Source organism: Hymenobacter gummosus, assembly GCF_003970915.1.
Classification (GTDB): Bacteria; Bacteroidota; Bacteroidia; order Cytophagales; family Hymenobacteraceae; genus Solirubrum; species Solirubrum gummosum.
The window spans coordinates 62,567-82,751 of record NZ_RXOF01000018.1 but is presented as its reverse complement, the minus strand read 5'-3'; the positions used below and the strand labels follow the sequence as shown (position 1 = coordinate 82,751).

The following is a 20,185-nucleotide window of genomic DNA, read 5'->3' as shown; positions in this document are numbered from 1 at the left end:
AAAAAGCCCGCTTCCGGTCGTCGGAAGCGGGCTTTTCTATGCGGGAAGCCAGGGCTTAAATCGGCACGTTTACGTGCCGCTCGGCGTGGTAGGAGCTGCGCACCAGCGGGCCGCTTTCCACGTACTTCAGGCCGCGGCGCAGGCCTTCTTCCCTGTAGTGCGCAAAAAGGTCGGGGTGGATAAACTCGGCTACCTCGATATGGCGCTTGGTGGGCTGCAGGTACTGGCCCAGCGTGAGGATGTCGAGGCCGTTTTCAACCAGGTCGTCCATGGCCTTGTACACCTCATCCTTCTGCTCACCCAGACCCAGCATGATGCCCGACTTGGTGCGGTGGCCGGCTTCCTTGGTGCGGCGAATCTGCTCCAGGCTGCGGTCGTACTTGGCCTGCGGGCGCACGAGGCGGTAGAGGCTGCCCACCGTCTCCATGTTGTGCGACACCACTTCCTGCCCGCCGGCAATCATCGTGTCCAGCGCGGCCCAGTTGGCCTTCACGTCCGGAATCAGCGTTTCGATGGTCGTCGTGGGCGAGAGTTGCTTGGTCTGCACCACCGTCTCGTACCAGATGCTGGCGCCGCGGTCCTTCAGCTCGTCGCGGTTGACGGAGGTAATGACGGCGTGCTTCACCTTCATCAGCATGATGGCCTCGGCCACGCGGCGGGGCTCGTCGAGGTCGTACTCGTTGGGGCGGCCGGTGGCCACGGCGCAGAACGAGCAGGAGCGCGTGCACACGTTGCCCAGGATCATGAAGGTGGCCGTGCCGGCGCCCCAACACTCGCCCATGTTCGGGCAGTTGCCCGATTCGCAGATGGTGTGCAGCTTATGTTCGTCCACCAGCTTGCGCACGTTGGCGTAGGCTGGGCCCACGGGCAGCTTCACGCGCAGCCAGTCGGGCTTGCGGGGCTTGGCCGGCGCAGCCGCTTCGGGCTGAATGACGGGTAAGGTCAGGAGAGTATCCATCCTACAAAGGTAGTTGGTAGCGAGTTGTGGCGCGGCAGATAATTGCCGGCCGGTGCCGCCTTAACAGCGTAGCCCGCCGGGTAGTTGCAAATGCGGCCGGCCCGGGTCCGAAAAGCCGCGCCGGCCGCCCGGAAGCAAGGTTCCAGGCGGCCGGCGCGGGTGGGTATTGAGGGTGAAGCAGCGGCTTATTTGCGCGAACCGATGTACAGCGTCACGTACACCGAGGTGAAGACGTTGTTGTTGAGCTTGTCGGTGGGCGTGGGGGGCACTTCCAGCGTCACCAGGCGCTTGGTATAGGCTTCCACCAGCATGCCGGCTTCCACGCCCGCCACGGCGTCGCGGTAGCGGCCGTACTCGAAGTTCAGTGCCCCGCGCAGGTGCGCCCCGATGTTGGGCTTCACATCGCCGATGCCCGAGAAGATGGGTGCCCGGTCGTATATCCGGCTAACGTCGGCGTGCTTCACCGGGTCGTACTGCTCCGGCCGGATGTCCTCGCGCGGGTTAGGGTTGGTCTGCGGATCGGGCTTGGGCGTGTAGTCGAAGTAGATGTAATAAGGTAGCAGCAGGGCAATGGACGGACCCGCGCCCAGCATGCCATCCACCTCCACCCCCGACTCGGCCGCCTTGCGGAAGATGGTACGCTGCACGCCCACGGTGGGGCGCAGGGCGAAGAGGTAGTTGGTCTTGCCGCGCACGTACACCCCGCCGATGTTGTTCTGCACGCGCTGCTCCTTGCGGGTTTTCACCTCCACGCCCTCCAGAATCCAGAACCGGGCCCAGTCGTCGGTGATGCGGCGGGTGGAGCGCACGGCTACCCCGCCGATAAGGCCGGCGTTGGTGTTCAGGTTGATGCCGTAGGTGAATTCCTTCTGGTAGCCGGGGGTGTCCTGCGCCTCCTGGGCCTGGGCGGCCGTAGTGGAGGCCAGCAGGGCGGCCGTGAGCAGGAAGGCAGAGTATAGAAAGGGGCGCACGGCAACTGAAGCGGGCAGAATGGGAAGGAAACGCGCGGCCGGCCGCAGGGGGCGGGCCTGTTCGAAAGTACGTAAATTTGGGCGCATCCGACTGTAGTTTTTCTGAATTTATGAGCACTGCCACCGCCCGGTACGCCGGCCAGCTGCGCACCGAAGCCACGCATACGGCCTCGGGCACCACCATCCACACCGACGCGCCGGTGGACAACCACGGCCGCGGCGAGGCGTTTTCGCCCACCGACCTGGTCAGCGCCGCCCTCGGCTCCTGCATGATGACCATCATGGGCATCGTGGCGGAGCGCCAGGGGCTAGACCTGACCGGCGTGACGTGGAGCGTCACCAAGCACATGGCTGCGGACCCGCGCCGGATCAGCGAAATCGAGGTGGCATTCCAGATGCCCGCCGCGCTTTCGCCTAAAGAACGCACCACGCTGGAAAACGCGGCGCGCACCTGCCCGGTGGCCCTTAGCCTGAACCCGGAAATCCGGCAATCGGTTCAGTTCTCCTACGAAGCCTAACCCGCTTCGTTACAGCCGGGTTCGGCAACCCCGCCCCCGCTTGCAATAGGCCCCACGGTCGAGCCGCGGGCAGGCTCAGCTACGCGTTGAATCTGCCCGCGGCTCCTCTTATAACAGGACCTTGGATTGATCCGCCGGGCTGACCTGGCAGCGGCCTCAGCGCGTAGACTTGTTAGCTGTTTCCACCGGCCATATGCCTGGCCGATGTGGCTTGTCCTGGCGCCGGGCTTTCTTGGTAAAGCGGGCTGGCGGACAGGCCAAACACGTCGCGCAGGGCGCGGCGGGCGGCGTGGTAGCCGCACATGCCGTGCACGCCACCGCCCGGCGGGGTGGCCGAGGAGCACAGGTACAAGCCGGGCTTGGATGTGCGGTAGGGCGAGGCGCGCAAGGCCGGCCGGGTAAACAGCTGCGTCAGATCCAGCCGGCCGCCGTTGATGTCGCCGCCGACGTAATTAGGGTTGTAGGTTTCGAGCTCCGCAGTGTCGAAAGTGTGCCGGCCGATGATTCGCTCCCGAAAGCCCGGCGCAAACCGCTCCACCTGCCGCTCAATGGCCGCGGTCATGTCCACCTTCGAGCCGTTGGGCACGTGGCAGTAGCCCCAGGCCGTGTGCTGCCCCGCCGGGGCGCGGGTGTCATCGAATAAGCTTTGCTGGGCCAGCAGCACGAAGGGCCGCTCGGGGTGCCGGCCACGGGCAGCGTCTCTTTCACCCGCCGCAATTTCCGCCAGCGTGCCGCCCAGGTGCACCGTGCCGGCCTGCCGGCACTCGGGGGCCGTCCACGGCACCGGCTCGGCCAGCGCCCAGTCGACTTTGAACACGCCCATGCCGTAGCGGTAGCGGCGTAGCTGCCATTGGTACACGTCGGAGAGGCTGTGGCCAGCAATGCGCAGCAGCTGGGCCGGCGTCACGTCGAAGAGCACGGCCCGGGCGACGGGCAGCTGCTGCAGCGAGTTGACGTAGGTGCCCGTCTCAATTTTGCCGCCCAGGGCCACGAAGTGCGCGGCCAGCGCGTCGGCAATGCTCTGGGAGCCGCCTCGGGGCAGCGGCCAGCCCTGCCGGTGGGCCGCAATCAGCAGCACCAAGCCGATGGCCGCGGTAGTCAGGTTTTCGAGCGGCTGAATGGCGTGGGCGGCCATGCCCGCAAACAGCCCCTTGGCCGCCTCCGCCCGGAAGCGCCGGGCCAGCAGCGTGGCGGGCTGTAGGGCCGCCAGGCCAAACCGCGCCAGGTCCAATGGGTGCTGCGGCACCTGCAGCGGCCCCAGCACATCGGCCCCGATGCGGGGCCAGCGGGCTACCAACGGCGCCAGCAACTGCCGGTAGACCTGCTCGTCGGGGCCCAGGCGGCGGGCAGTGTCCTCCAGCGAATTCATTACCGCCGCGGCCCGCCCGTCATCGAAGGGGTGGGCGGCCGCTACCGGCGGCGTGAGGTACTGCAGGCCGTAACGCGCCAGCGGCAAGGTCTGGAAGAAGGGTGAGCCGGCGGCCAGCGGGTGAATGGCCGAGCAAACGTCGTGGCGGAAGCCAGGCAGCGTCAGCTCGGCCGTGCGCAGGCCGCCGCCGATTTGCTTGTGGCCTTCGATGAGCAGCACCGCGAGGCCGGCCTGCTGCAGCACAATGGCCGCCGCCAGCCCGTTCGGGCCGGAGCCCACCACCACCGCGTCGTAGTCAGATGTGTGCATGTTGCCGGGGCTCGTGTTGAAATTACGCTCTACGAAGGTCGCCGAGCCCGCAGCCTGATATTCTTTCCGCCCCTCGCTTTCGTCGCTGCCGTTGTGGAAAGCAACCTGCCTGGCTTTGGCAGGACCTGAAAACAAAAATACCCGCCGATTGGCGGGTATTTCATTGCTGCGCTCCCTCCTGGGTGCGCAATAACCGCTTATAGCGGCTAATAACGCAGTTTTATCAAATTTTGTCCCGGTTTGTGTCCCATTGCTGGTGGCTATTAGGCAGGGCCCCGTTAATGATAAATTTTTTTGAGTTGTTCGTCTGTGGTGAAGTCGTGTTGAAACTTGTTGTCCCATCGCAAAGTCCCCTCAAACTCGCCTCTGGCACGCAGGTACTCCCTGTGTTCATTGTATGAGCCAACCCGTGCCCACACATCAACTGTGACCTTGCCATTGTCGAGAAGGTATTTTACCTCCGTTACATAGCAGCGACCTTCCAGAAATACACCGACGAAAGGCAGGCCTAGTTCCTCCCCAACTCGTGGTGTAACCGGAAGCTGGCAGTTGAACGACACAGAATCGTTGTACCCCTTCACATAGAAGTGGTGTTCTACCAGTGGAAACTGCAACAACGTCGCATCTTCCCGAATGCCTGTTGTAAAGTCTTCGTGTAACTCGTCTATTAGCTTCTTCAGCCGGCCAGAACTTAGGCCTAAGCGTTGCTGCAGGTCTTTACTTGCCGGGTACGGGTCTTCCTCCCCGAGATTCAGCAGTACATCGATTAGTTCATCGTACAGTTTCCCCTTACCTTTTAGCTTGGCCAGGGCCGGGCGGGCACTACTCAAGTCTCGGAAAATGTCGCGGGCGTAGTACGTCTTCTTCTCAGGCTCTCTGTAGCGCATAGGGATAGAATTGAGCAGCTTTTATATCACGTCGGCGTAAAAAATCCGCACCACCTTCCACACGTAGCGGATATCCTTAGCCGCTACGGGCAGGCTACCGGCGTTGGGGTTGTCGGCGTGCAGTACTAGGACGCCCCGCTCCAGGATGTCGTTGCTCTTGACCCGCTTAATCGTTAGCTGGTTGCCGAACGCCACCACGTACACGCCGCTGGTCATGTACTTCACATTTTCCAGCGCCACCCAGGTACCTACTACTTTCATACCCGTGCGAAGCTGCGGCTCCATCGAGTCGCCGTCAATCTCGAAGCCGAGCGTACCATATTTCAGCATCTCCGGAGTAGGGTCGTAGATGCGCGCAATGTCCAGGCTCTCGAACTGCTCGATGCCCCCGCCGTCGTCCATCAGGTCGAGAAAGCTACCCCGCACCTTCACGCTCACCAGCGGAATGTCCAAGAAGGTAGCGCCTTCCAGGTCGCGAATCACTTTGACGTTGCTACCCATGCTGGCGTGCTCTTCCATCGGGCCGGTTCCGAACCAAAGCCAGTTACGGCTGATGCCCAGCTCCCGCACGATGCTTTCCAGCACCTCGGCGCTGGGCTGGTGCCGTTCGCTTTCCAGCTGAGCCACGGTTGCCCGGGCAATACCCGTTACATCGGCCAGCTGCTGCTGCGTGAGGCCCCGCGCCCGGCGCACATGCTTCAGCCGCTCGCCCATTTTCAGGTCGGCCGCCGGCGACAGCGGAATGTTTTTTTTGGTTTCTATTGTAGTCATTTTGCTACTTTTAGTAGGTAATACCTACATTTGGGCTGTGCAACTGCACCCGAAGGTAACAGAATAAAGTCGAAATGCAACCACCTGAAACCACGCCTACGCCGAATGACCTGCGGACGTTGCTGCCGCACGGTGCAATTTCAAACATCGCCCGTACGCTGCGCCTGTCGCACACGGCCGTTGCCAAAGCCCTGCAGAAGGCCAAGCCTTCCCACCCCGCCGTGGCCGAGGCCGTGCGCCTCATCAAAGAGTCCGGCAGCCAGAACGTGCAGGAGGACCTTAACCAGCTGCTGAAATCCAATGGTTGAGTTGTCCACTACCACCGCCGAAGGGCTGGAAGTCACAGTACGCCTGCCCGACACGCACGAGTGGGTGCGCGAGTCGCTAGAACGCGCCTGTGCCGCCGAGGCCCGCCGCCAACTCGACGCGGCGCCCGCTCCCGACCCGGCTTACTCGGTGCCCCGCACCGCCGAGCTGCTGGACCTGCACCCCGAGACGCTGCGCGACTACATGCGCCTGCCCGAGACCCACCAGCGCCGCCTGCACTACCTGCCCGGCGAAAGCAGCCGCGGCGACCGGGTACTGCTCTCCCAGATTCACGACTGGCAGCGCCGCAACCGCACCGACGCGCCGCCCGTGGCGCCTGCCCCGCCGCGCCCGAAGCGCGGCCGGCCCTCCCGCTTCGCGCAGCAGTAGTCCAGTCCCCGCTACTACCAGCTTTTCATCTGTAACCCACTTGCCGCCGTGGCTCCTCGCTCTTTTGGCTTCGCGCCTCAAGCAAACCGGGACCGGGGGTGAGGCTTCCATTCCCACTATGTCGCAGCTACTGCCCGTCGTCGGCCCCGACAGCGCCGAGGCCACCCCGTCCATCATCACCATTCAAAAGGCCAGGCTCAAAGATCAGCATCTGGTATGCGAGTTCACCGAGCAGCGCAGCGAGGAGGCACCGGCCCGCGCCTTCGCCCTGACCTGCCACGAACAGGCCCATCCCGACCTGACCCACCGCTTCAGCCGCCTGGTACCTCACCTGTGCCTGCTCACCGAGCAGTTGACCGAAACGCCCGACTTCTGGCCCGACGCAGCCGAGGAGCTGCCTGCCCGCTTTGAGGCTTTCAGCGTCACGGGCTTCTCGCTGGGCAAGGGCCAGGGCGGCGTTACGCTCATCGGCCAGCGCACCCTGACCGGCGGCAAGGTGCTCTACCTGACCAGCCCCTACATCAGCTTCGACGACGAAACGGAGGCCGCTTACCCCTACGCGCACCTGCTGGAGGCCGAGCTGGGCGAGGCCCTGACCGAAGTAGAGGCCGCCCTGCGCGGCAAATGCGCCGGCTACCGCCAGCTTGACCTGTTCGACACGCCGCCCACCGCCACGGCCGATGTGCCGCTGCTGCCCCTGACTGCCCGCGCATGAAGTCCCCCGCCTTTCTCCTCTACACGGGCGACTTTCTCAGCTCGCCCGACGTGCAGCTGATGGAAGCCCATGAGGTGGGGGCGTATTGCCTGCTGCTGTTCAATTCCTGGCAGTCCGACCGCCCCGGCTACCTGCCCAACGACGAGGGCCGCCTCCGGCGCGTGGCCCGCCTCACCGCCGACCAGTGGGCCGAGAGCCGCCAGCTCCTGCTGGGCAAGTTCCCCGTAGCCCCCGGCGAGCCAACCCTTCGCTACAACCCCCGCCTGGCCGCCGAGGCCGACAAGCAGCAGCAGCACCGCGCGCAGAAGGCCCGCGCCGGCCAGGCTTCGGCCGCGAAGCGTGCCGCGCAGGCAACAGGCGTTGGGCAAAACGCAACACCCGTTGAACACCCGTTGCCCGAAGGCGCAGCACCGGCACCACCTTCTAGGAGCACTTCAACACCCGTTGCCGGTAGTCAAACACCTGTTGCCCCGCCGCCCAACACCCGTTGCTCAACCAGCCAGCAGAAGGGCAACCTTTCATGGTCACTTTCAAAAGACTCTTCACTACGTTCAGAGAGTGGGGCGGCGGCTGCCGCCCGGCCCGCACTCCAACCGGTCAGCTCAGGCAGGAAAATACCCACTCGCCGGCAGGCCGGCGCGCCGCCCACGCTGGCTGAAGTGCAGGCTTACGCCACCGACCAGTACCCCGGCCCCGCCGCCCAGGAGGAGGCCGCCGCCTTCCTCGACCACTTCGAAAGCAACGGCTGGCTGGTGGGCGGCAAGACCCCGATGGTAAGCTGGCGGGCTGCCTTCCGCAACTGGATGCGCCGCCGCCCGCAGTTTCAGGCGGCCCCGTCCGGCTCTCCTCTCCCCCGAAAAGGGGCAGAGGGAGCGGCCACCCCCGCCCGCGCCCGAACCGCCCCCAGGCCCGCCGACCCTACCCGCTGGAGCTAAGCCGCCATGCCAACCACTAACCTCACCCGCCGCGCTGCCACCAGCGCCCCCGCCCCAGGCCACCTGCCGCCCCAGGCCCTCGACCTAGAGGCGGCCGTACTCGGCGCGGCCCTGCTCGAAGCCCCCGCCCAGCGCACTTTGCTGGCCCTGTTGCCCGACGAGCAGGTGTTTTACAGCACCGCCCACCAGCAGGTGTACGCCGCCATCCGCGACCTGAGCGCCGAGGGCCTGGGCGTGGACATGCTCACCGTCACCCGGCAGCTCAGCAAGCGCGGTGTCCTGCAGCGGGTCGGCGGCCCGGCCTTCGTAGCTGGGCTCACCGCCAGAATCAACTCCGCTGCCCACCTCGAAACCCACTGCCGGGTGTTGCAGCAGTACCACGCCCGGCGCGTGCTCATCCGCACCGGCACCGAGCTAAGCAGCTACGGCTACGACGACACCCGCGACCCGCTCACCCTGCTGGCCGACGCCCAGGCCCACCTGACCAGCCTGCACCGCACCCTGGAAACCCGCCCCGGCCAGACCGCCGCTGCGGCCTTCGCCGCCACCTTCGACCGCCTGGCCCAGGCCGTACAGCAGCGCGGGCTAACCGGCGTACCCACCGGCCTTGCCCAGCTCGACGGCCTCACCGGCGGCTGGCAGCCCGGCGACCTGGTAATCCTGGCGGCCCGGCCCGCAATGGGCAAAACCGCCGCCCTGCTGCATTTCGCCCGTACTGCCGCTCTCGACCACGGCCACCACGCCGCTGTTTTCTCCCTGGAAATGCCCACCCTGCAGCTCATGCAGCGCATGGTGGCCAGCGAGGTTCCCGGCTACTCCAACTCCGACCTGCGCCGCGGCAACCTCCCCGGCGGCCTCGACCAGGTAGCCCACATTCAGCGGCAGGCCCAGCGCCTCCACACCCACGGCCACCGCCTGCACCTCGACGACACGCCCGGCCTGAGCATCCAGCAACTGCGCGCCAAGTGCGCCCGCCTCCACGCCCAGCACCCCCTGGGTCTGGTACTGGTCGACTACATCCAGCTTATGCGCGGCGACCAGAAGGGCAACCGGGAGCAGGAGGTAGGCAGCATCAGCCGCGGCCTCAAAGAGCTGGCAAAAGAGCTGAACGCCCCCGTCATTGCCCTCAGCCAGTTGAGCCGTGACGTGGAAAAAAGGGGAGGAGAGAAGCGCCCCCTGCTCAGCGACCTGCGCGAGTCCGGCAGCCTGGAGCAGGACGCCGACTGCATCATCTTCCTCTGGCGCGGCGAATACTACGACATCACGGAATACGACGACGGCAGCCCCACCCGGGACACCGTTTTGTTCGATGTAGCCAAACACCGCAACGGCGCCACCGACGAAGTAATTGCCGCCTGCAACATGCGCCGCGGCACCTTCCACGACCTCACGCCCGCCGGCCCCGCCCGCACCCTGCCCGCCTCCACCTTCTACCAGCCCCCTTTCTGACCCCATGCCAGTAGCTACCCGTCACCAGCAGACCCCACTTGAGTTGGCCCCGCCCACGGCCGGCGAAACCACCAGCGCCATCTTAGCCTACCTTACCCTGCAGGGCTTCGCCGTGTGGCGCCAGAACAACAGCGGCATCTACGACCCCAAAACCGGCCGCTACCGCTTCAATCCCCAGGGCCGCCGCGGCGTCCCCGACATCATCGGCTTCCGCAAGCGCGACGGCGTATTTATCGGCGTGGAAGTCAAAGCCGGCCGCGACCAGCTACGCCCCGAGCAAAAGCAGTTTCTCGATGAGTTGAAAGCCGCCGGTGGCCTGGCCTTTGTCGCCCGCAGCTTCGCGCAGTTTCAGCAGTCGTTTGAGGGGCGGGAGATGTAAATTTATTTCTTAAGATGGATAAACTTATCTGGAAGGCTCAACTTTTCGATGACACATTTATCATAATTTTCAATCAGTGCAACTACCTTGGTCCGGGCTGCCGACACCACCTCAAAAGTCAACTTTATACTTTCGTCTTCAGTAGCCCCCATTTCTGGATAGGTAGTGCAGAAATTTTTATCTGCCTTGCCGTCTGCGTGAACTAATAAGTGGCGCAGTTCCAGATACGGCATTGCTTCCCGCCTTACGACCTCGTCAGCACCCAAATTGAGCTTAGAATCAATAGATTCTAACACGTACAAAGTGCTTTTCTGCGTGTTCTGTATCTTTCTAAACAACTCTTTGCTGAGCAGATGTATTAATCCGTCCCAACTCCCACACTTCAGAATTTCGTTTATATCCAGTGTGACCTTATGCTGCCCTACGAGCCTATCAGGGGCAATATCGGTAGCAGTAACAGCGACAAGTAAATCGATTAAGTACAATTCAACCTCTTCGAACAGATCTTTTATATAAGAACCGTAAACGTTTCTTCTCAGGTGGGAAACCGCTGCTGCTCGGCCGCCAGATGAGGGAGTCCTTTTTGCAAGGGTTTTGTGTTTGTCCGGGTTGACATGCCTTAATATCAACTTGCCATCTTGAGGTGTCAATTCATTCTTGTGAACAGACTGAATAAATACATCAACCAACTCCAAGTCAGCATCATAATGGGCGACGCGGCTCGTAAATCTGTGTAGCGCTTTGGTTATCATTCCTTTTGCTGTTTATTAACTGCTTGTTACCACCAGCACCGGCCCGCACAAAATAGTATCCTCGTCGTCCAGTTCGAACCCAACTCCCGACGCCTCGGCCAACGCTACCATTGCTGCCTGGTTTATCTTCCCCTCGCAGTCGAACACCGAGTAAGCCACGTACTGCGGCCCGCTAGCCAGCACATCAACCAACCCCCGGGGGCATCCCATCAGCGCTGGTACAGGCTCCGGTATCCGTACAAGCCCCGTCGTCGGGTCCGGTAAAGTCAGTCCCTCGACGGACACCGCCCGCGGTGACTGGTGAGGGAGGTAAAGCGTGGCGTTCATAGTGTCGTAGCTGGTGGGCCGCAAAGTTCGCACAGTTTACCTGCTTACTTTTGACCTCCGGCAATATAAGGCCGACACCCGGACTCGCAGCCTATGAAATACCACGAGTTGTATGACAGCATCGTACAGAAGCTAAATCTTACCACCATACACCCGCTACACAAGGCGCTGCTGGAAGAATGCTGCGAAAATGCAGTTGCCAACGAGCAAGGCGTAACAGACCCCGAACAGTTACGGTACGCCGTTTATCTGGCTTTCTCCGCCGCATTACCAGCGTTGAAAGGAGTTTTGCGCGGCTCAATCGAAGCAGCACAGGCCGACCAGGCAACCTTGCAGTACCGGGGCCAGAAATTTGTCATTCCGGCCGATTCTGACTTTCTGAAAGACAGTCTATAATTGCCGCTAATAAAAACGGGCGGACCATGTGGCCCGCCCGTCTTACCCTACCGGCGCTACCACACCCGTACCCAGGCGAACCAGGGAATGACGTAGGTGTCAGTACCGGGCAAGGGTAGCACCCGGAACATATTTATGTTATCGGCACCTGCCTCAATCACGGCGTGAGGCCGGAGGTTTGGGTGAAGATGCCTGACGACATCACTCAATTGGAGTAGTGCGTCAACAGAGCTGTTTGCCCTGAAACGGACCTCTCCCCAATTGATTATTTGGCGTTTTACCATGAGTGGGTTGGGTTGTTTTTATTCCGAGGGGTTCCCTCCGGCGCCCCTTATAGCATCGGCCGAAGCATTAGTTTTCGGCTCACACCTCAAAGTGCGGCCGGTCCCTGAACCCCGGCCAGTCGCCGCCCCACCGCACCCCCGGCGCCCGCTTCATCAGCGCCGCAAACCGCGCCAGCAATTCGGCCGACCAGCTCACCTGCCCGTTGGCGAGCAGAAACGCCACGTCCAGCGCCCGCGCCGGCACCAGATTGTGCTTTGATTCGCCGCCGCGCTTATATGTTACCACCGGCCCCGGCTTCGTCCGGCCTTGCTCGTACAGGGCATCCTGCGCGGCCGGGCTGCGGTAGCCTTCCGTCACAATCGGCCGCCCGAGCCGCGTCAGCTCCGGCTTGCCCAGCCACGCCAGCAGCGCGGCGGCATACGCCGCCCGCAGGTCGGCCCGCACGCCCGCCAGCCGCGCCGCCTGCCGCCCGGCCTGCGCCTCACTCAGCCTTACCATCGGTGCTTACCGAAGTCACGGGCGCCGTTTCTGCTGGTGCGGAAGCCGGAATCTTTACCACTGCCTCGGGCTTCTGCAGCGCCTTCCGCACCGTGGCCCAGATGGTCACGATGGCCACCAGCGCCTGAATTACAAGGTGGCCGTACTGCTCGACGGTGCCGGGGTCGGGCGGGGTCAGCTGGTTGCTGGCTACCTGGCCGAGTAGCGCCGTCAGAATGATGTGGGCCATGTGCCCGGTTTTGGTGCTGCTGAACATGATGTTTGCAAGTGTATCTTGTGGCTGTTACGGTTGCAAATTTACGTTACAAAATCAAACATAGTTCATTGACCGTCCAAACACCGGTATTGTACTTTTGTGGGCGCCCCCTTCGGGCCGGGCTGTACGCCACTCCGCTTCGCTGCGGCCCTTCGGGCAGCCTTCCGTTGGTCGGCTTGGCTCCCATCCCTGGCGCATTCCGCCGATGCCTCAGCTACTCACCGCGACATCTACCCCCCATTCTGTCCCGCCTGTCCACTCTCTCGGCCGCGTTTCAGGCAGTGGCGGCCCCGATGCAGCAAATTCTACACCCTGACGCCAGCCTACACGGGCCCGTCAGGCCGGGGCAGTGCCAGCTGGTCGGCGGGCGGTGGAAAAAGCCAATCCGCGCCACCCACAACCTTTTTTCCACCGCCCGCCGCCCACCTGCCGGCAGCTGTGGAAATGTGCAAAAGACCCCACACCAAGCCGCCCGCGCTTTTACACATTTCCACAACACGACAACCCCGCGCGAGGCTGCAGGGGCGCTGTGAAGGGCGCCCGGCGGCCTCGCTTACCGCCTCCGTTGAAACGACAGTTGCTCCCGATGCAGCCCAAGCGCCTACCCGCCGCACGGCCGGCCACGGCGTAAGCTCCCGCTCCCGCCGCACCACCAGCCCGTCGCGGGGCCCACGCCGCGCCGCCCTGCCCGCCCCCTGACGCCCGCCAGCCGCACCCGCCGCCCCGCAGCCTGGCCTCCCTTTCCACAACCTGCCCACGCCAGGCAGCGCGTCGGCTCCTGCCCAGGCCCACGCCCCGGCGCCGGCTGCCGCCAGCCTCCGCACCATCCCCGCTGCCCGTCAGCCCGCGCCTCGACCTGCCGCACGCCGAGGTGCCTGCGGCGCAGTGTCTACTGGGGGCGGCCCCCCAGACCCCCTGTCCTCATGCCCAGGCTAGCGCCCGGTCATCTGCCTCGGGCCCTTGCACCCAGCCAGCCGCACCGCCCTCATAAGGCGCCCTTCGGGCCGGTCCACTGAGGGCCTCAGCCCGGCCCCCAGACCCCCTGGGCAAGGCATCTAAGGGTTCTGGCGGGGCGGGGCCGGCATGGCAGGTGTTTTAAAATTGTACTTTATATGTAGTGACTGCCTGAAAATATTTTTCAGTCGCGAGCAAAAACGGTTGTACTTTGTTTGATATACAAACATTTTGTTTGTATCTTTAGTAAGTTGTTCGGGAGAGGCCCGGACGCCAGCCCTACCCGGAGGCCTACGGTAAGGGGAACCCCACGGCTAACACATACAGCCATGCAACCCACTCAGCTTCTGCGGCTCGCCGCTGCCGCTTGGCAGGGCCCTGCCCTGTGCCCGTTCCAGGGCATCTACGTTTCACAGTCCGCAGCCACTTACGACCAGGGAGCCGGCCCGCGCTGGTACGTCAGCTTCTCGCTGGCCGAGCGCCCGGAGTGCCAGCCTGCCGGGGGCTTTGCCGGCTCCGGCCGCTGCCCTTTCGAGGCCTTGAAGGGTGCTTTTCGAGCCCTCCGCGCTGCAGCGCCCGCGCACGCCTTCGCTGCTGTGTGGGAGGTAATGAAAGCCGAGGATGAGTACGCCGGCCTTCCCGCTCATGGCTAGGTCATCCGTCGCCACCCCGGCCGCTTCCGCATCGGAGGTGGCCGGGCCCGGGCCGCTCAGCCTGGCCGCCCGCCGGCTGCTGGGCGTCTGCCGCGCCCACCACGGCCGCGCCGTAGGCCTCTCGTTTCTGGCGTTGCGCGCCGGGCTGGGCCGCGGGCATGTGGCTGAGCTGCTGCCGGAGCTGGCCGCCGCGCACCTGGTCCACTACACCAGCTCCGCCGCCCCGCTGTGGGCCCCGCGTGAGCCTTGGCACCCGGCTTTGCGCTTCGCTGCCGGCCCGTGCTCGTGGGGGTTGGTCTGCGAAGTGCCCACCGGCCAGCCGCACTGCTACCAGCAGGTAGCAGGTCCCGGCTGCTTCGCCACCGAAGCTGCGGCCCAGGCCGCCGCCGACGAGCTGAACGAGGTAGCGCCGCCGCGCCTGCGCGCGGCCGACCGCTACGCCGCGCTGCCCGCGCCGGCGTGGGATGAGGCCCCGCACCCCTGGGAGGTAAAATAAGCCGCCGCGTCATGTCCACCTCCACACCCCGCCGCCTGAAAGTCGCTCCGCACTTCAAGCGCCTGCACCCGCGCCCGGCCGTCACGGCTTCGCTTCGCCTGCAAGGCGACTGGCTGCAAGCCGCTGGCTTTGCCCCTGGCACCACGGCACTTGTCCACGTCGAAGCCGGCCGTCTGGTCATCACCCCTGCCACCTGATTCAATCATCGGCCCGCGCCCCGGCGGCGCGGGCCACTTCTGCCCGCCATCATGCCCACAACTGCTACCACTTACCAGCCCCATTTGCTCGACCCGCACAGCGCCGAGCCCCAACCCGTCGCCCCAGCCAACGGCCGCAGTTTCAGGCTGGCCGAGCTGTATCAGCTGCTCGATTGCCAGACCGTCGACGTGGTACGCCTCACCGACGAGCTGATTCTCATCATCGACGACGAAGGCAAGTTTCGCGAGCCGGCCTACCTCAACCTGCTGGCTACCTACCTCTGGCACCAGTACCAGCCCGCCGCCCGCGGCGTCGATTGCATCGTGGGCAAGGCCCTGCTGTGCCACGATAAGCAATTCAGATAACCACCACGGCAAAGGGGGCCGGCCGCCAGTGGCCCCCGCTTTTCTCCTACCTCCTTTCTTCTTCACCTCATGCCTTCCAAAGTAAAAGCCCAGCGCAGCGCCACGGCCGAAGCCCCCGCCGCTACCCTTGAAACCACCCTGCCAGCCCCAACCCGCCCGGCCTACCTGATGGAGAAGCTGGACGATACTACCGGCGAGCTGGTAAGCGTGTCGCGCTTCCGCTACCTGCCCGGCCACCCGCGCCAGGTGCGCTTCGATGCCAAGGCCGGCCAGTTCAACATCGGCGGGACCGTGCCGCTAGGCCCCGCGCTCAGCTTCATTCCGCTGGCGTGGCGCATCTTCCAGGACGACATCCTGAACATGGGCCGCAAGCTGTGGGCCGAGCTGTTCTACGCCGACGAGAAGGGCGCCGTCTGCGCCGTGCTCTTTCACGGCTACTCGGTCGAAAACCTGTACCGCCTCATCGAGCCGCTGTTTTACGACGACCTGACCCTGGCCGACGTGGTGGTGAAGGTACAGGCCAGCAAGAAGGAGACGACCAAGGACGGCAAGAAGGCCACTTACTACATCGCCGAGTTCAGCTACGAGCCGGCTCCGGCCGACGAAGTAGCCGCCCGCCGCGACTATGCCCGCGACCTGCCCATCTGGCGCGCCGAAACCTATACCGGCGCGGCCGATACCCGCATCCAGCACGGCTACACCGTGCCCGACCAGGGCGACGACCCGCACACGCCCGCCGCAGGGGTAGCCGAGCTACCCGCCGCTTAGCCCTGCTCACCGGCCGCCCGTCCCGCTCAGGGCCGGGCGGCCCTGACGGGCCGCGCTTCCTCCTACACCTTTCAGCTCATCTTCTCATGTTTCACGACCTCACCGCCTACCCCGGCCTCACCCAGGAGCAGCACCGCGCCCTGCCTCACGTCTCCAACACCGACCTTTCGGACCTCAAAGCGCAGGTGCTGGGCCAGCTTCGCCGTCCCAACCCGCAGGCGCTGGCCTTCGGCGCCCATTTCCACGCCGCCACCCTGGAGCCGGCCACCTACGCCCGCACCGATGAGCGCGGCATCAGGTGGGCCGACCTTGAAACGCTGGCCCGGCAGGTGCGCCGACAACGCTACTGCCGCGACCTGCTTTACCGCGGCACCGCCGAGCTGACGCACACCGCCACCCACACGGCCACCGGCGTACAGGTCAAAATCCGCCCCGATCTGCTGGTGACGAGCCGCGCCGGCCGCCGAACTACGCTGGTCGACTTCAAGACCACGAGCTGCCCCGATTTCGCCCACTTCCTGACCAGCACTTACCAGTACGACTACGACCGCCAGGCCGCCCTATACCTCGACGCGCTGGGCGCGTCCCGCTTCCTCATCATCGGCGTGCAGAAAAAGGCCCCGCACGAGGTTTGGGTGTTCGACGCCACCGCCTCCCCCGGTTTCATCGAGCAGGGCCGCAAGAAGTATACGGCGCTGCTACGGCGCTATTCCAATAACACACAAGGCGATGCAGCGTAGCTAGGCTGTAAAGGGGGATGCAAAAGGTTGCAGGTGGTCTTGTATGCTCACGCCAGCTCACTTAGCTTTGTAAGTAGCCCAGCTTTGCTAAAATTGCTAGCATAGGCCTAATTGCAAATGCTAACCCGGTAAAGGAGTACAGGAGTGGCTATTAAGTACAGAGTTCCAGAGAGTGGCTATCCAATGCCAAAGTCCCAGGCCGTTACCAAAACGATGCAAGGGAACAAAGGCAAGGATTCTAAGCCCGAGCTGCTGCTGCGCAAAGCCCTTTGGGATGCTGGAGTGAGGGGCTACCGACTTCATCGTAAAGACTTGCCTGGCAAGCCCGATCTAGTATTCCCTGCTAAAAAGCTTGTGGTGTTCGTTCACGGCTGCTATTGGCATAGCTGCCCCATCTGCGCCATCGCGCGTCCTCGACACAACGCCACCTACTGGAACGAAAAGCTAAGCGGCAACAGCCGCCGCGATGCTGCCCACACCGCCAAGCTGGCTGAAGCCGGATGGCGGGTCCACACTGTTTGGGAATGCCAAGTAAAAAGCTCGCTGAGCGAGGCTGTTCAACACATTCAAGACTTACTGGCCGATAACGGCTAAGAGCATAATGCTGACTTTCATCGATTTATTTGCCGGACTAGGCGGTTTTCATGTAGGCTTAGAGCAGCTTGGCATGAAATGCGTTTTCGCCTCAGAGTTGAACAAAGACTTGCAAGAGCTTTATCACACTAACTATGGCCTTGATAGGAGCCTGATTCATGGTGACATCCGAAATGTGAGGGTGGAGGACATCCCACCCCATAGCCTACTTTGCGGCGGCTTCCCTTGCCAACCCTTTTCCAAAGCGGGCGCACAGGAAGGAATGAAGGATAAGGAGCGCGGGAACCTGTTTGACAACATCATGCACATTGTCAGACATCATAAAACTCCTTATGTGCTTCTTGAAAACGTCGCCAATCTGCTCAAGCACGACAACCACAATACTTGGAGGGTTATCAAGTCCACGCTAGAGGCCGAGGGTTACCAGGTCGACTACAAAATTCTTTCGCCTAATCAGTTCGGGGTGCCGCAGCTACGTCAGCGGATGTTCATCGTAGCAGCACGCAAAGACATGGGGGGACTTAGCCATTTTCAATGGCCGGAGGCTGAGTGTCATGCAAATATGACGGTACGCAGCATACTGGAAGAGGAGCCAACCGAAGCTCGGTCATTCACCAAGCGCGAGCTTAAGGCGCTGGCGGTGTGGCAGGAGTTTCTGGACTGCATCCCCGAGAACACCCCACTTCCATCTTTTCCAATTTGGGCAACCGAGTACAAAGCCACCTACCCCTACGAGGCGACAGTACCCAGCCGGCTGAAGAAACAACAGCTTGAAGAGTTCAAGGGAGCATTCGGAGTCAAGCTAGCGGACCTAAGCAGTGTCGAGCAGCTTGAGCACATTCCCACCTACGCGCGTGGAGAGGAACTCTTTCCCGTGTGGAAGCAGCAGTTTATTCGTAACAACCGAGCTTTCTTTAAGACGCATAAGCAGGCGCTAAAGAAGGTGATGAAGAAGATTCGCAAGCTTCCGTTTAGCTGGCAAAAATTCGAGTGGAACTGCAAGGGCGCAGACCGTAAGCTAGATAAGCTAATCATCCAGTTTCGTCCTTCAGGCATTCGTGTTAAGCGCGACAACTTCTTTCCGGCGCTTGTGTCCTCAACCCGTACCCAAGTGCCAGCCATTGGCTGGCTTGGTCGCTACATCACTCCGACTGAAGGTGCGCGCCTACAGTCGCTCGGCAACATTAAGCTACCCACTAACGACACCGCAGCATTCCGGGCCCTTGGCAACGCCGTCAACGCCGAGGTTGTTAAGCAAATTGCTGCCCGCCTTGTTCCTTTGCCCCAGCCCATCCCGAAGTATCAGCCCTCTCAGCAGCGACTGGCCTTAACGGTGGCCCCTAGCCTAGTTGCTGTATGAAAGAAACCATTGGAATTAGCCCTGGCGTAGGCATTCTTTCTGTCTTTCGCTATATCAAATACAAGTCCTGGTACGCTCTAGCCGAATACGTTGACAACGCTATCGATAGCTACCAGAAGAATCGTGCGTTGCTTGAGGCCACCTCACCCGACTACCAATTGCGGATTGAGTTGGAACTCAATCAAGAGGGCAACTTTATTCGCATTTCGGATAATGCCTTCGGTATAAGCAGCACCGATTTGCAGCGGGCGCTGCGCATGGCCGTGCGCCCGCCCGACCGGACTGGACTCTCCGAGCATGGCATGGGGATGAAAGCCGCGAGTTGCTGGTTTTGCCCCAAATGGTCGGTGGAGACGCAGGCGCTTGGCGACAGCGTAAAGCGCAAAGTCACGTTCGATGTTGAGCGAATCGTCAGCGAAGGCGTCGAGACTCTTGAGGTAGAAGTACTGCCCTCGGTGCCCAAAGCTCACTTCACCAATATTCTTCTGCAGGGTGTTTACAGCTTGCCTACTGGACGGGCCGTTGGCAAGATTCGTGACCACTTGACGAGCATCTATCGTGCCTTCTTGCGCGATAAGCAGGTTGAGATAATAGTAAACGGCCAGGCTCTGAAATATAAGGCTCCTACCACCCTAACAGCTCCGCCTTACTCTGACAAGTCTGCGCCGCCTATACTATGGCGTAAGGAAGTCGATTTCGTTTGCGCCGGCGGCCAGCGCGTCACAGGGTTTGCTGCCATCTTCGCAACAGCCTCAACCAAGGAGGCTGGCTTTGCTCTCTTTAGACGCGGGCGAGTAGTCGAAGGCAGCTTTGATGAGGGATACCGCCCAGCCAAGATATTCGTCAATACCAACAGCTATTACTATCAGCGCATCTTCGGAGAGCTTCATATTGACGACTTTACGGCTAGCTTTACCAAGGACGGTATCCAATGGGAAGACACAGAAGAGGATTTTCTCGCCCGGCTTAAAGAAGCAATAAAGGCCCCCGGCTTGGATCTGCTTAAGCAGGCCAATGGTATGCGTGTGCGAGAGGCCGCAGGCGGTAAGGATAACGACCCTCCGGGCGGAGCGCCACCCCCCGGCGGCGCGGGGCCGGCTGGCGGTGGTAGCCCCGGAACTAGCAGCGGGGGCAACGCTCAGCCGGGCAAAGGGGGCACGCCTGCCGGCGGCCAGCCGCCGGGGGGTGGCCTGTTCGGCGGGCCGTCAGGTAACAAGCCCAAGCCGAACGAGACTGGCAAGACGAACACACGGGTACTTTCTGCCATGCTGAACGGGGTAAGCTGGCGTGTCTATATCGAATTGAGCAGCAACCCTGCTCACACCGACTGGCTCTGCATTAGCAAGCTTTGCATACCGGCCGACGCTCAACCAGGCCCCAATGAGCGTCTGCTTGGCGTGCGGGTTTCGATGGCTCACCCCTTCACCCAGCAGTACGACCTGCTCAACAACGAGAGGCTAGAGCCGCTGCTCCGGTTGGGCGCTGCCATCGCACTTGCAAAGACTGTCGCCAGCGAGGGAGGGGCCCATAGCTCCGGCCTGCTGATGGATTACATAAATGAGTTACTGATAAAGCTGTAAGCACTC

Annotated in this window: 25 protein-coding genes; 16 read left to right on the top strand and 9 right to left on the bottom strand. The window is 62.6% G+C overall.

Annotation, left to right across the window (positions count from 1 at the left end; translation table 11 throughout):
* Positions 1-55: 55 nt before the first annotated feature.
* Positions 56-958, bottom strand: a complete 903-nt coding sequence (lipA, locus tag EJV47_RS23850) for a lipoyl synthase (protein ID WP_126695721.1) — start codon at positions 956-958, stop codon at positions 56-58.
* A gap of 185 nt (positions 959-1,143) precedes the next feature.
* Positions 1,144-1,929: a hypothetical protein gene (locus tag EJV47_RS23845; RefSeq protein WP_126695720.1), complete on the bottom strand. Its 786-nt coding sequence runs from the start codon at positions 1,927-1,929 to the stop codon at positions 1,144-1,146.
* A gap of 110 nt (positions 1,930-2,039) precedes the next feature.
* Here EJV47_RS23845 and EJV47_RS23840 point away from each other — a divergent pair, with 110 nt between their 5' ends.
* Complete coding sequence (locus EJV47_RS23840) at positions 2,040-2,447, top strand: OsmC family protein (RefSeq protein ID WP_126695719.1); 408 nt, start codon at positions 2,040-2,042, stop codon at positions 2,445-2,447.
* A gap of 172 nt (positions 2,448-2,619) precedes the next feature.
* Here EJV47_RS23840 and EJV47_RS23835 read toward each other — a convergent pair whose 3' ends face one another.
* From EJV47_RS23835 to EJV47_RS23825, 3 genes are all read right to left on the bottom strand, one after another.
* Positions 2,620-4,125: a phytoene desaturase family protein gene (locus EJV47_RS23835; RefSeq protein WP_126695718.1), complete on the bottom strand. Its 1,506-nt coding sequence runs from the start codon at positions 4,123-4,125 to the stop codon at positions 2,620-2,622.
* Between the two features lie 278 nt (positions 4,126-4,403).
* Complete coding sequence (locus EJV47_RS23830) at positions 4,404-5,012, bottom strand: hypothetical protein (RefSeq protein WP_126695717.1); 609 nt, start codon at positions 5,010-5,012, stop codon at positions 4,404-4,406.
* 21 nt (positions 5,013-5,033) lie between these two features.
* Entirely contained in the window at positions 5,034-5,783 is a 750-nt protein-coding gene (locus tag EJV47_RS23825; RefSeq protein WP_126695716.1) for an XRE family transcriptional regulator, read from the bottom strand.
* A 74-nt stretch (positions 5,784-5,857) separates the two neighbouring features.
* On the opposite strand from EJV47_RS23825, the gene EJV47_RS23820 reads away from it, so the two are divergent.
* The 6 genes from EJV47_RS23820 (at position 5,858) to EJV47_RS23795 (ending at position 9,957) form a co-directional block, all read left to right on the top strand.
* Positions 5,858-6,091, top strand: a complete 234-nt coding sequence (locus EJV47_RS23820) for a hypothetical protein (RefSeq protein ID WP_126695715.1) — start codon at positions 5,858-5,860, stop codon at positions 6,089-6,091.
* Positions 6,084-6,479 (top strand): hypothetical protein, encoded by a 396-nt coding sequence (locus tag EJV47_RS23815; protein ID WP_126695714.1) that lies wholly within the window; start codon positions 6,084-6,086, stop codon positions 6,477-6,479. The genes EJV47_RS23820 and EJV47_RS23815 overlap by 8 nt, the downstream gene beginning before the upstream one ends.
* A gap of 118 nt (positions 6,480-6,597) precedes the next feature.
* Positions 6,598-7,194, top strand: a complete 597-nt coding sequence (locus EJV47_RS23810) for a hypothetical protein (RefSeq protein WP_126695713.1) — start codon at positions 6,598-6,600, stop codon at positions 7,192-7,194.
* Positions 7,191-8,129 (top strand): DUF1376 domain-containing protein, encoded by a 939-nt coding sequence (locus tag EJV47_RS23805; RefSeq protein WP_126695712.1) that lies wholly within the window; start codon positions 7,191-7,193, stop codon positions 8,127-8,129. The genes EJV47_RS23810 and EJV47_RS23805 overlap by 4 nt, the downstream gene beginning before the upstream one ends.
* A 6-nt stretch (positions 8,130-8,135) precedes the next feature.
* Positions 8,136-9,578: a replicative DNA helicase gene (gene dnaB / locus EJV47_RS23800; RefSeq protein WP_126695711.1), complete on the top strand. Its 1,443-nt coding sequence runs from the start codon at positions 8,136-8,138 to the stop codon at positions 9,576-9,578.
* 4 nt (positions 9,579-9,582) lie between these two features.
* Entirely contained in the window at positions 9,583-9,957 is a 375-nt protein-coding gene (locus EJV47_RS23795; protein WP_126695710.1) for a VRR-NUC domain-containing protein, read from the top strand.
* 2 nt (positions 9,958-9,959) lie between these two features.
* Here EJV47_RS23795 and EJV47_RS23790 read toward each other — a convergent pair whose 3' ends face one another.
* Positions 9,960-10,709, bottom strand: a complete 750-nt coding sequence (locus EJV47_RS23790) for a hypothetical protein (RefSeq protein ID WP_126695709.1) — start codon at positions 10,707-10,709, stop codon at positions 9,960-9,962.
* A gap of 15 nt (positions 10,710-10,724) precedes the next feature.
* Positions 10,725-11,036 (bottom strand): hypothetical protein, encoded by a 312-nt coding sequence (locus tag EJV47_RS23785; protein WP_126695708.1) that lies wholly within the window; start codon positions 11,034-11,036, stop codon positions 10,725-10,727.
* A 93-nt stretch (positions 11,037-11,129) separates the two neighbouring features.
* Here EJV47_RS23785 and EJV47_RS23780 point away from each other — a divergent pair, with 93 nt between their 5' ends.
* The gene (locus EJV47_RS23780; RefSeq protein WP_126695707.1) at positions 11,130-11,432 is read left to right on the top strand and encodes a hypothetical protein; all 303 of its coding nucleotides are present in this window, start codon (positions 11,130-11,132) and stop codon (positions 11,430-11,432) included.
* 363 nt (positions 11,433-11,795) lie between these two features.
* Here EJV47_RS23780 and EJV47_RS23775 read toward each other — a convergent pair whose 3' ends face one another.
* Complete coding sequence (locus tag EJV47_RS23775; protein ID WP_126695706.1) at positions 11,796-12,215, bottom strand: M15 family metallopeptidase; 420 nt, start codon at positions 12,213-12,215, stop codon at positions 11,796-11,798.
* Complete coding sequence (locus tag EJV47_RS23770) at positions 12,199-12,444, bottom strand: hypothetical protein (RefSeq protein ID WP_165903911.1); 246 nt, start codon at positions 12,442-12,444, stop codon at positions 12,199-12,201. The genes EJV47_RS23775 and EJV47_RS23770 overlap by 17 nt, the downstream gene beginning before the upstream one ends.
* 1,626 nt (positions 12,445-14,070) lie before the next feature.
* Between EJV47_RS23770 and EJV47_RS23765 the strand changes: the two genes are divergently transcribed.
* The 8 genes from EJV47_RS23765 (at position 14,071) to EJV47_RS23730 (ending at position 20,179) form a co-directional block, all read left to right on the top strand.
* Positions 14,071-14,574 (top strand): hypothetical protein, encoded by a 504-nt coding sequence (locus EJV47_RS23765; protein WP_126695704.1) that lies wholly within the window; start codon positions 14,071-14,073, stop codon positions 14,572-14,574.
* Between the two features lie 11 nt (positions 14,575-14,585).
* Positions 14,586-14,771, top strand: coding sequence for a SymE family type I addiction module toxin (locus EJV47_RS23760; protein WP_126695703.1), 186 nt, complete (start codon positions 14,586-14,588; stop codon positions 14,769-14,771).
* 51 nt (positions 14,772-14,822) lie between these two features.
* Positions 14,823-15,137, top strand: a complete 315-nt coding sequence (locus EJV47_RS23755; protein ID WP_126695702.1) for a DUF3846 domain-containing protein — start codon at positions 14,823-14,825, stop codon at positions 15,135-15,137.
* Positions 15,138-15,206: 69 nt separating this feature from the next.
* Positions 15,207-15,905 (top strand): hypothetical protein, encoded by a 699-nt coding sequence (locus EJV47_RS23750; RefSeq protein WP_126695701.1) that lies wholly within the window; start codon positions 15,207-15,209, stop codon positions 15,903-15,905.
* 86 nt (positions 15,906-15,991) lie between these two features.
* Positions 15,992-16,645 (top strand): PD-(D/E)XK nuclease-like domain-containing protein, encoded by a 654-nt coding sequence (locus tag EJV47_RS23745; RefSeq protein WP_126695700.1) that lies wholly within the window; start codon positions 15,992-15,994, stop codon positions 16,643-16,645.
* A 183-nt stretch (positions 16,646-16,828) separates the two neighbouring features.
* Positions 16,829-17,239: a very short patch repair endonuclease gene (locus EJV47_RS23740; protein ID WP_126695699.1), complete on the top strand. Its 411-nt coding sequence runs from the start codon at positions 16,829-16,831 to the stop codon at positions 17,237-17,239.
* A gap of 7 nt (positions 17,240-17,246) precedes the next feature.
* A complete protein-coding gene (locus EJV47_RS23735) occupies positions 17,247-18,599 on the top strand; it encodes a DNA cytosine methyltransferase (RefSeq protein ID WP_126695698.1) in 1,353 nt (450 codons plus the stop codon).
* Positions 18,596-20,179 (top strand): ATP-binding protein, encoded by a 1,584-nt coding sequence (locus EJV47_RS23730; RefSeq protein ID WP_126695697.1) that lies wholly within the window; start codon positions 18,596-18,598, stop codon positions 20,177-20,179. Before EJV47_RS23735 ends, EJV47_RS23730 begins: the two co-directional genes overlap by 4 nt.
* Positions 20,180-20,185 lie beyond the last annotated feature (6 nt).

What these genes read in the sequence shown, in the direction of transcription:
- lipA (WP_126695721.1), bottom strand. Translation starts at nt 958, where the DNA reads ATGGATACTCTCCTGACCTTACCCGTCATTCAGCCCGAAGCGGCTGCG.
- EJV47_RS23840 (WP_126695719.1), top strand. Translation starts at nt 2,040, where the DNA reads ATGAGCACTGCCACCGCCCGGTACGCCGGCCAGCTGCGCACCGAAGCC.
- EJV47_RS23835 (WP_126695718.1), bottom strand. Translation starts at nt 4,125, where the DNA reads ATGCACACATCTGACTACGACGCGGTGGTGGTGGGCTCCGGCCCGAAC.
- EJV47_RS23830 (WP_126695717.1), bottom strand. Translation starts at nt 5,012, where the DNA reads ATGCGCTACAGAGAGCCTGAGAAGAAGACGTACTACGCCCGCGACATT.
- EJV47_RS23825 (WP_126695716.1), bottom strand. Translation starts at nt 5,783, where the DNA reads ATGACTACAATAGAAACCAAAAAAAACATTCCGCTGTCGCCGGCGGCC.
- EJV47_RS23820 (WP_126695715.1), top strand. Translation starts at nt 5,858, where the DNA reads ATGCAACCACCTGAAACCACGCCTACGCCGAATGACCTGCGGACGTTG.
- EJV47_RS23815 (WP_126695714.1), top strand. Translation starts at nt 6,084, where the DNA reads ATGGTTGAGTTGTCCACTACCACCGCCGAAGGGCTGGAAGTCACAGTA.
- EJV47_RS23810 (WP_126695713.1), top strand. Translation starts at nt 6,598, where the DNA reads ATGTCGCAGCTACTGCCCGTCGTCGGCCCCGACAGCGCCGAGGCCACC.
- EJV47_RS23805 (WP_126695712.1), top strand. Translation starts at nt 7,191, where the DNA reads ATGAAGTCCCCCGCCTTTCTCCTCTACACGGGCGACTTTCTCAGCTCG.
- dnaB (WP_126695711.1), top strand. Translation starts at nt 8,136, where the DNA reads ATGCCAACCACTAACCTCACCCGCCGCGCTGCCACCAGCGCCCCCGCC.
- EJV47_RS23795 (WP_126695710.1), top strand. Translation starts at nt 9,583, where the DNA reads ATGCCAGTAGCTACCCGTCACCAGCAGACCCCACTTGAGTTGGCCCCG.
- EJV47_RS23790 (WP_126695709.1), bottom strand. Translation starts at nt 10,709, where the DNA reads ATGATAACCAAAGCGCTACACAGATTTACGAGCCGCGTCGCCCATTAT.
- EJV47_RS23785 (WP_126695708.1), bottom strand. Translation starts at nt 11,036, where the DNA reads ATGAACGCCACGCTTTACCTCCCTCACCAGTCACCGCGGGCGGTGTCC.
- EJV47_RS23780 (WP_126695707.1), top strand. Translation starts at nt 11,130, where the DNA reads ATGAAATACCACGAGTTGTATGACAGCATCGTACAGAAGCTAAATCTT.
- EJV47_RS23775 (WP_126695706.1), bottom strand. Translation starts at nt 12,215, where the DNA reads ATGGTAAGGCTGAGTGAGGCGCAGGCCGGGCGGCAGGCGGCGCGGCTG.
- EJV47_RS23770 (WP_165903911.1), bottom strand. Translation starts at nt 12,444, where the DNA reads ATGGCCCACATCATTCTGACGGCGCTACTCGGCCAGGTAGCCAGCAAC.
- EJV47_RS23765 (WP_126695704.1), top strand. Translation starts at nt 14,071, where the DNA reads ATGGCTAGGTCATCCGTCGCCACCCCGGCCGCTTCCGCATCGGAGGTG.
- EJV47_RS23760 (WP_126695703.1), top strand. Translation starts at nt 14,586, where the DNA reads ATGTCCACCTCCACACCCCGCCGCCTGAAAGTCGCTCCGCACTTCAAG.
- EJV47_RS23755 (WP_126695702.1), top strand. Translation starts at nt 14,823, where the DNA reads ATGCCCACAACTGCTACCACTTACCAGCCCCATTTGCTCGACCCGCAC.
- EJV47_RS23750 (WP_126695701.1), top strand. Translation starts at nt 15,207, where the DNA reads ATGCCTTCCAAAGTAAAAGCCCAGCGCAGCGCCACGGCCGAAGCCCCC.
- EJV47_RS23745 (WP_126695700.1), top strand. Translation starts at nt 15,992, where the DNA reads ATGTTTCACGACCTCACCGCCTACCCCGGCCTCACCCAGGAGCAGCAC.
- EJV47_RS23740 (WP_126695699.1), top strand. Translation starts at nt 16,829, where the DNA reads ATGCCAAAGTCCCAGGCCGTTACCAAAACGATGCAAGGGAACAAAGGC.
- EJV47_RS23735 (WP_126695698.1), top strand. Translation starts at nt 17,247, where the DNA reads ATGCTGACTTTCATCGATTTATTTGCCGGACTAGGCGGTTTTCATGTA.
- EJV47_RS23730 (WP_126695697.1), top strand. Translation starts at nt 18,596, where the DNA reads ATGAAAGAAACCATTGGAATTAGCCCTGGCGTAGGCATTCTTTCTGTC.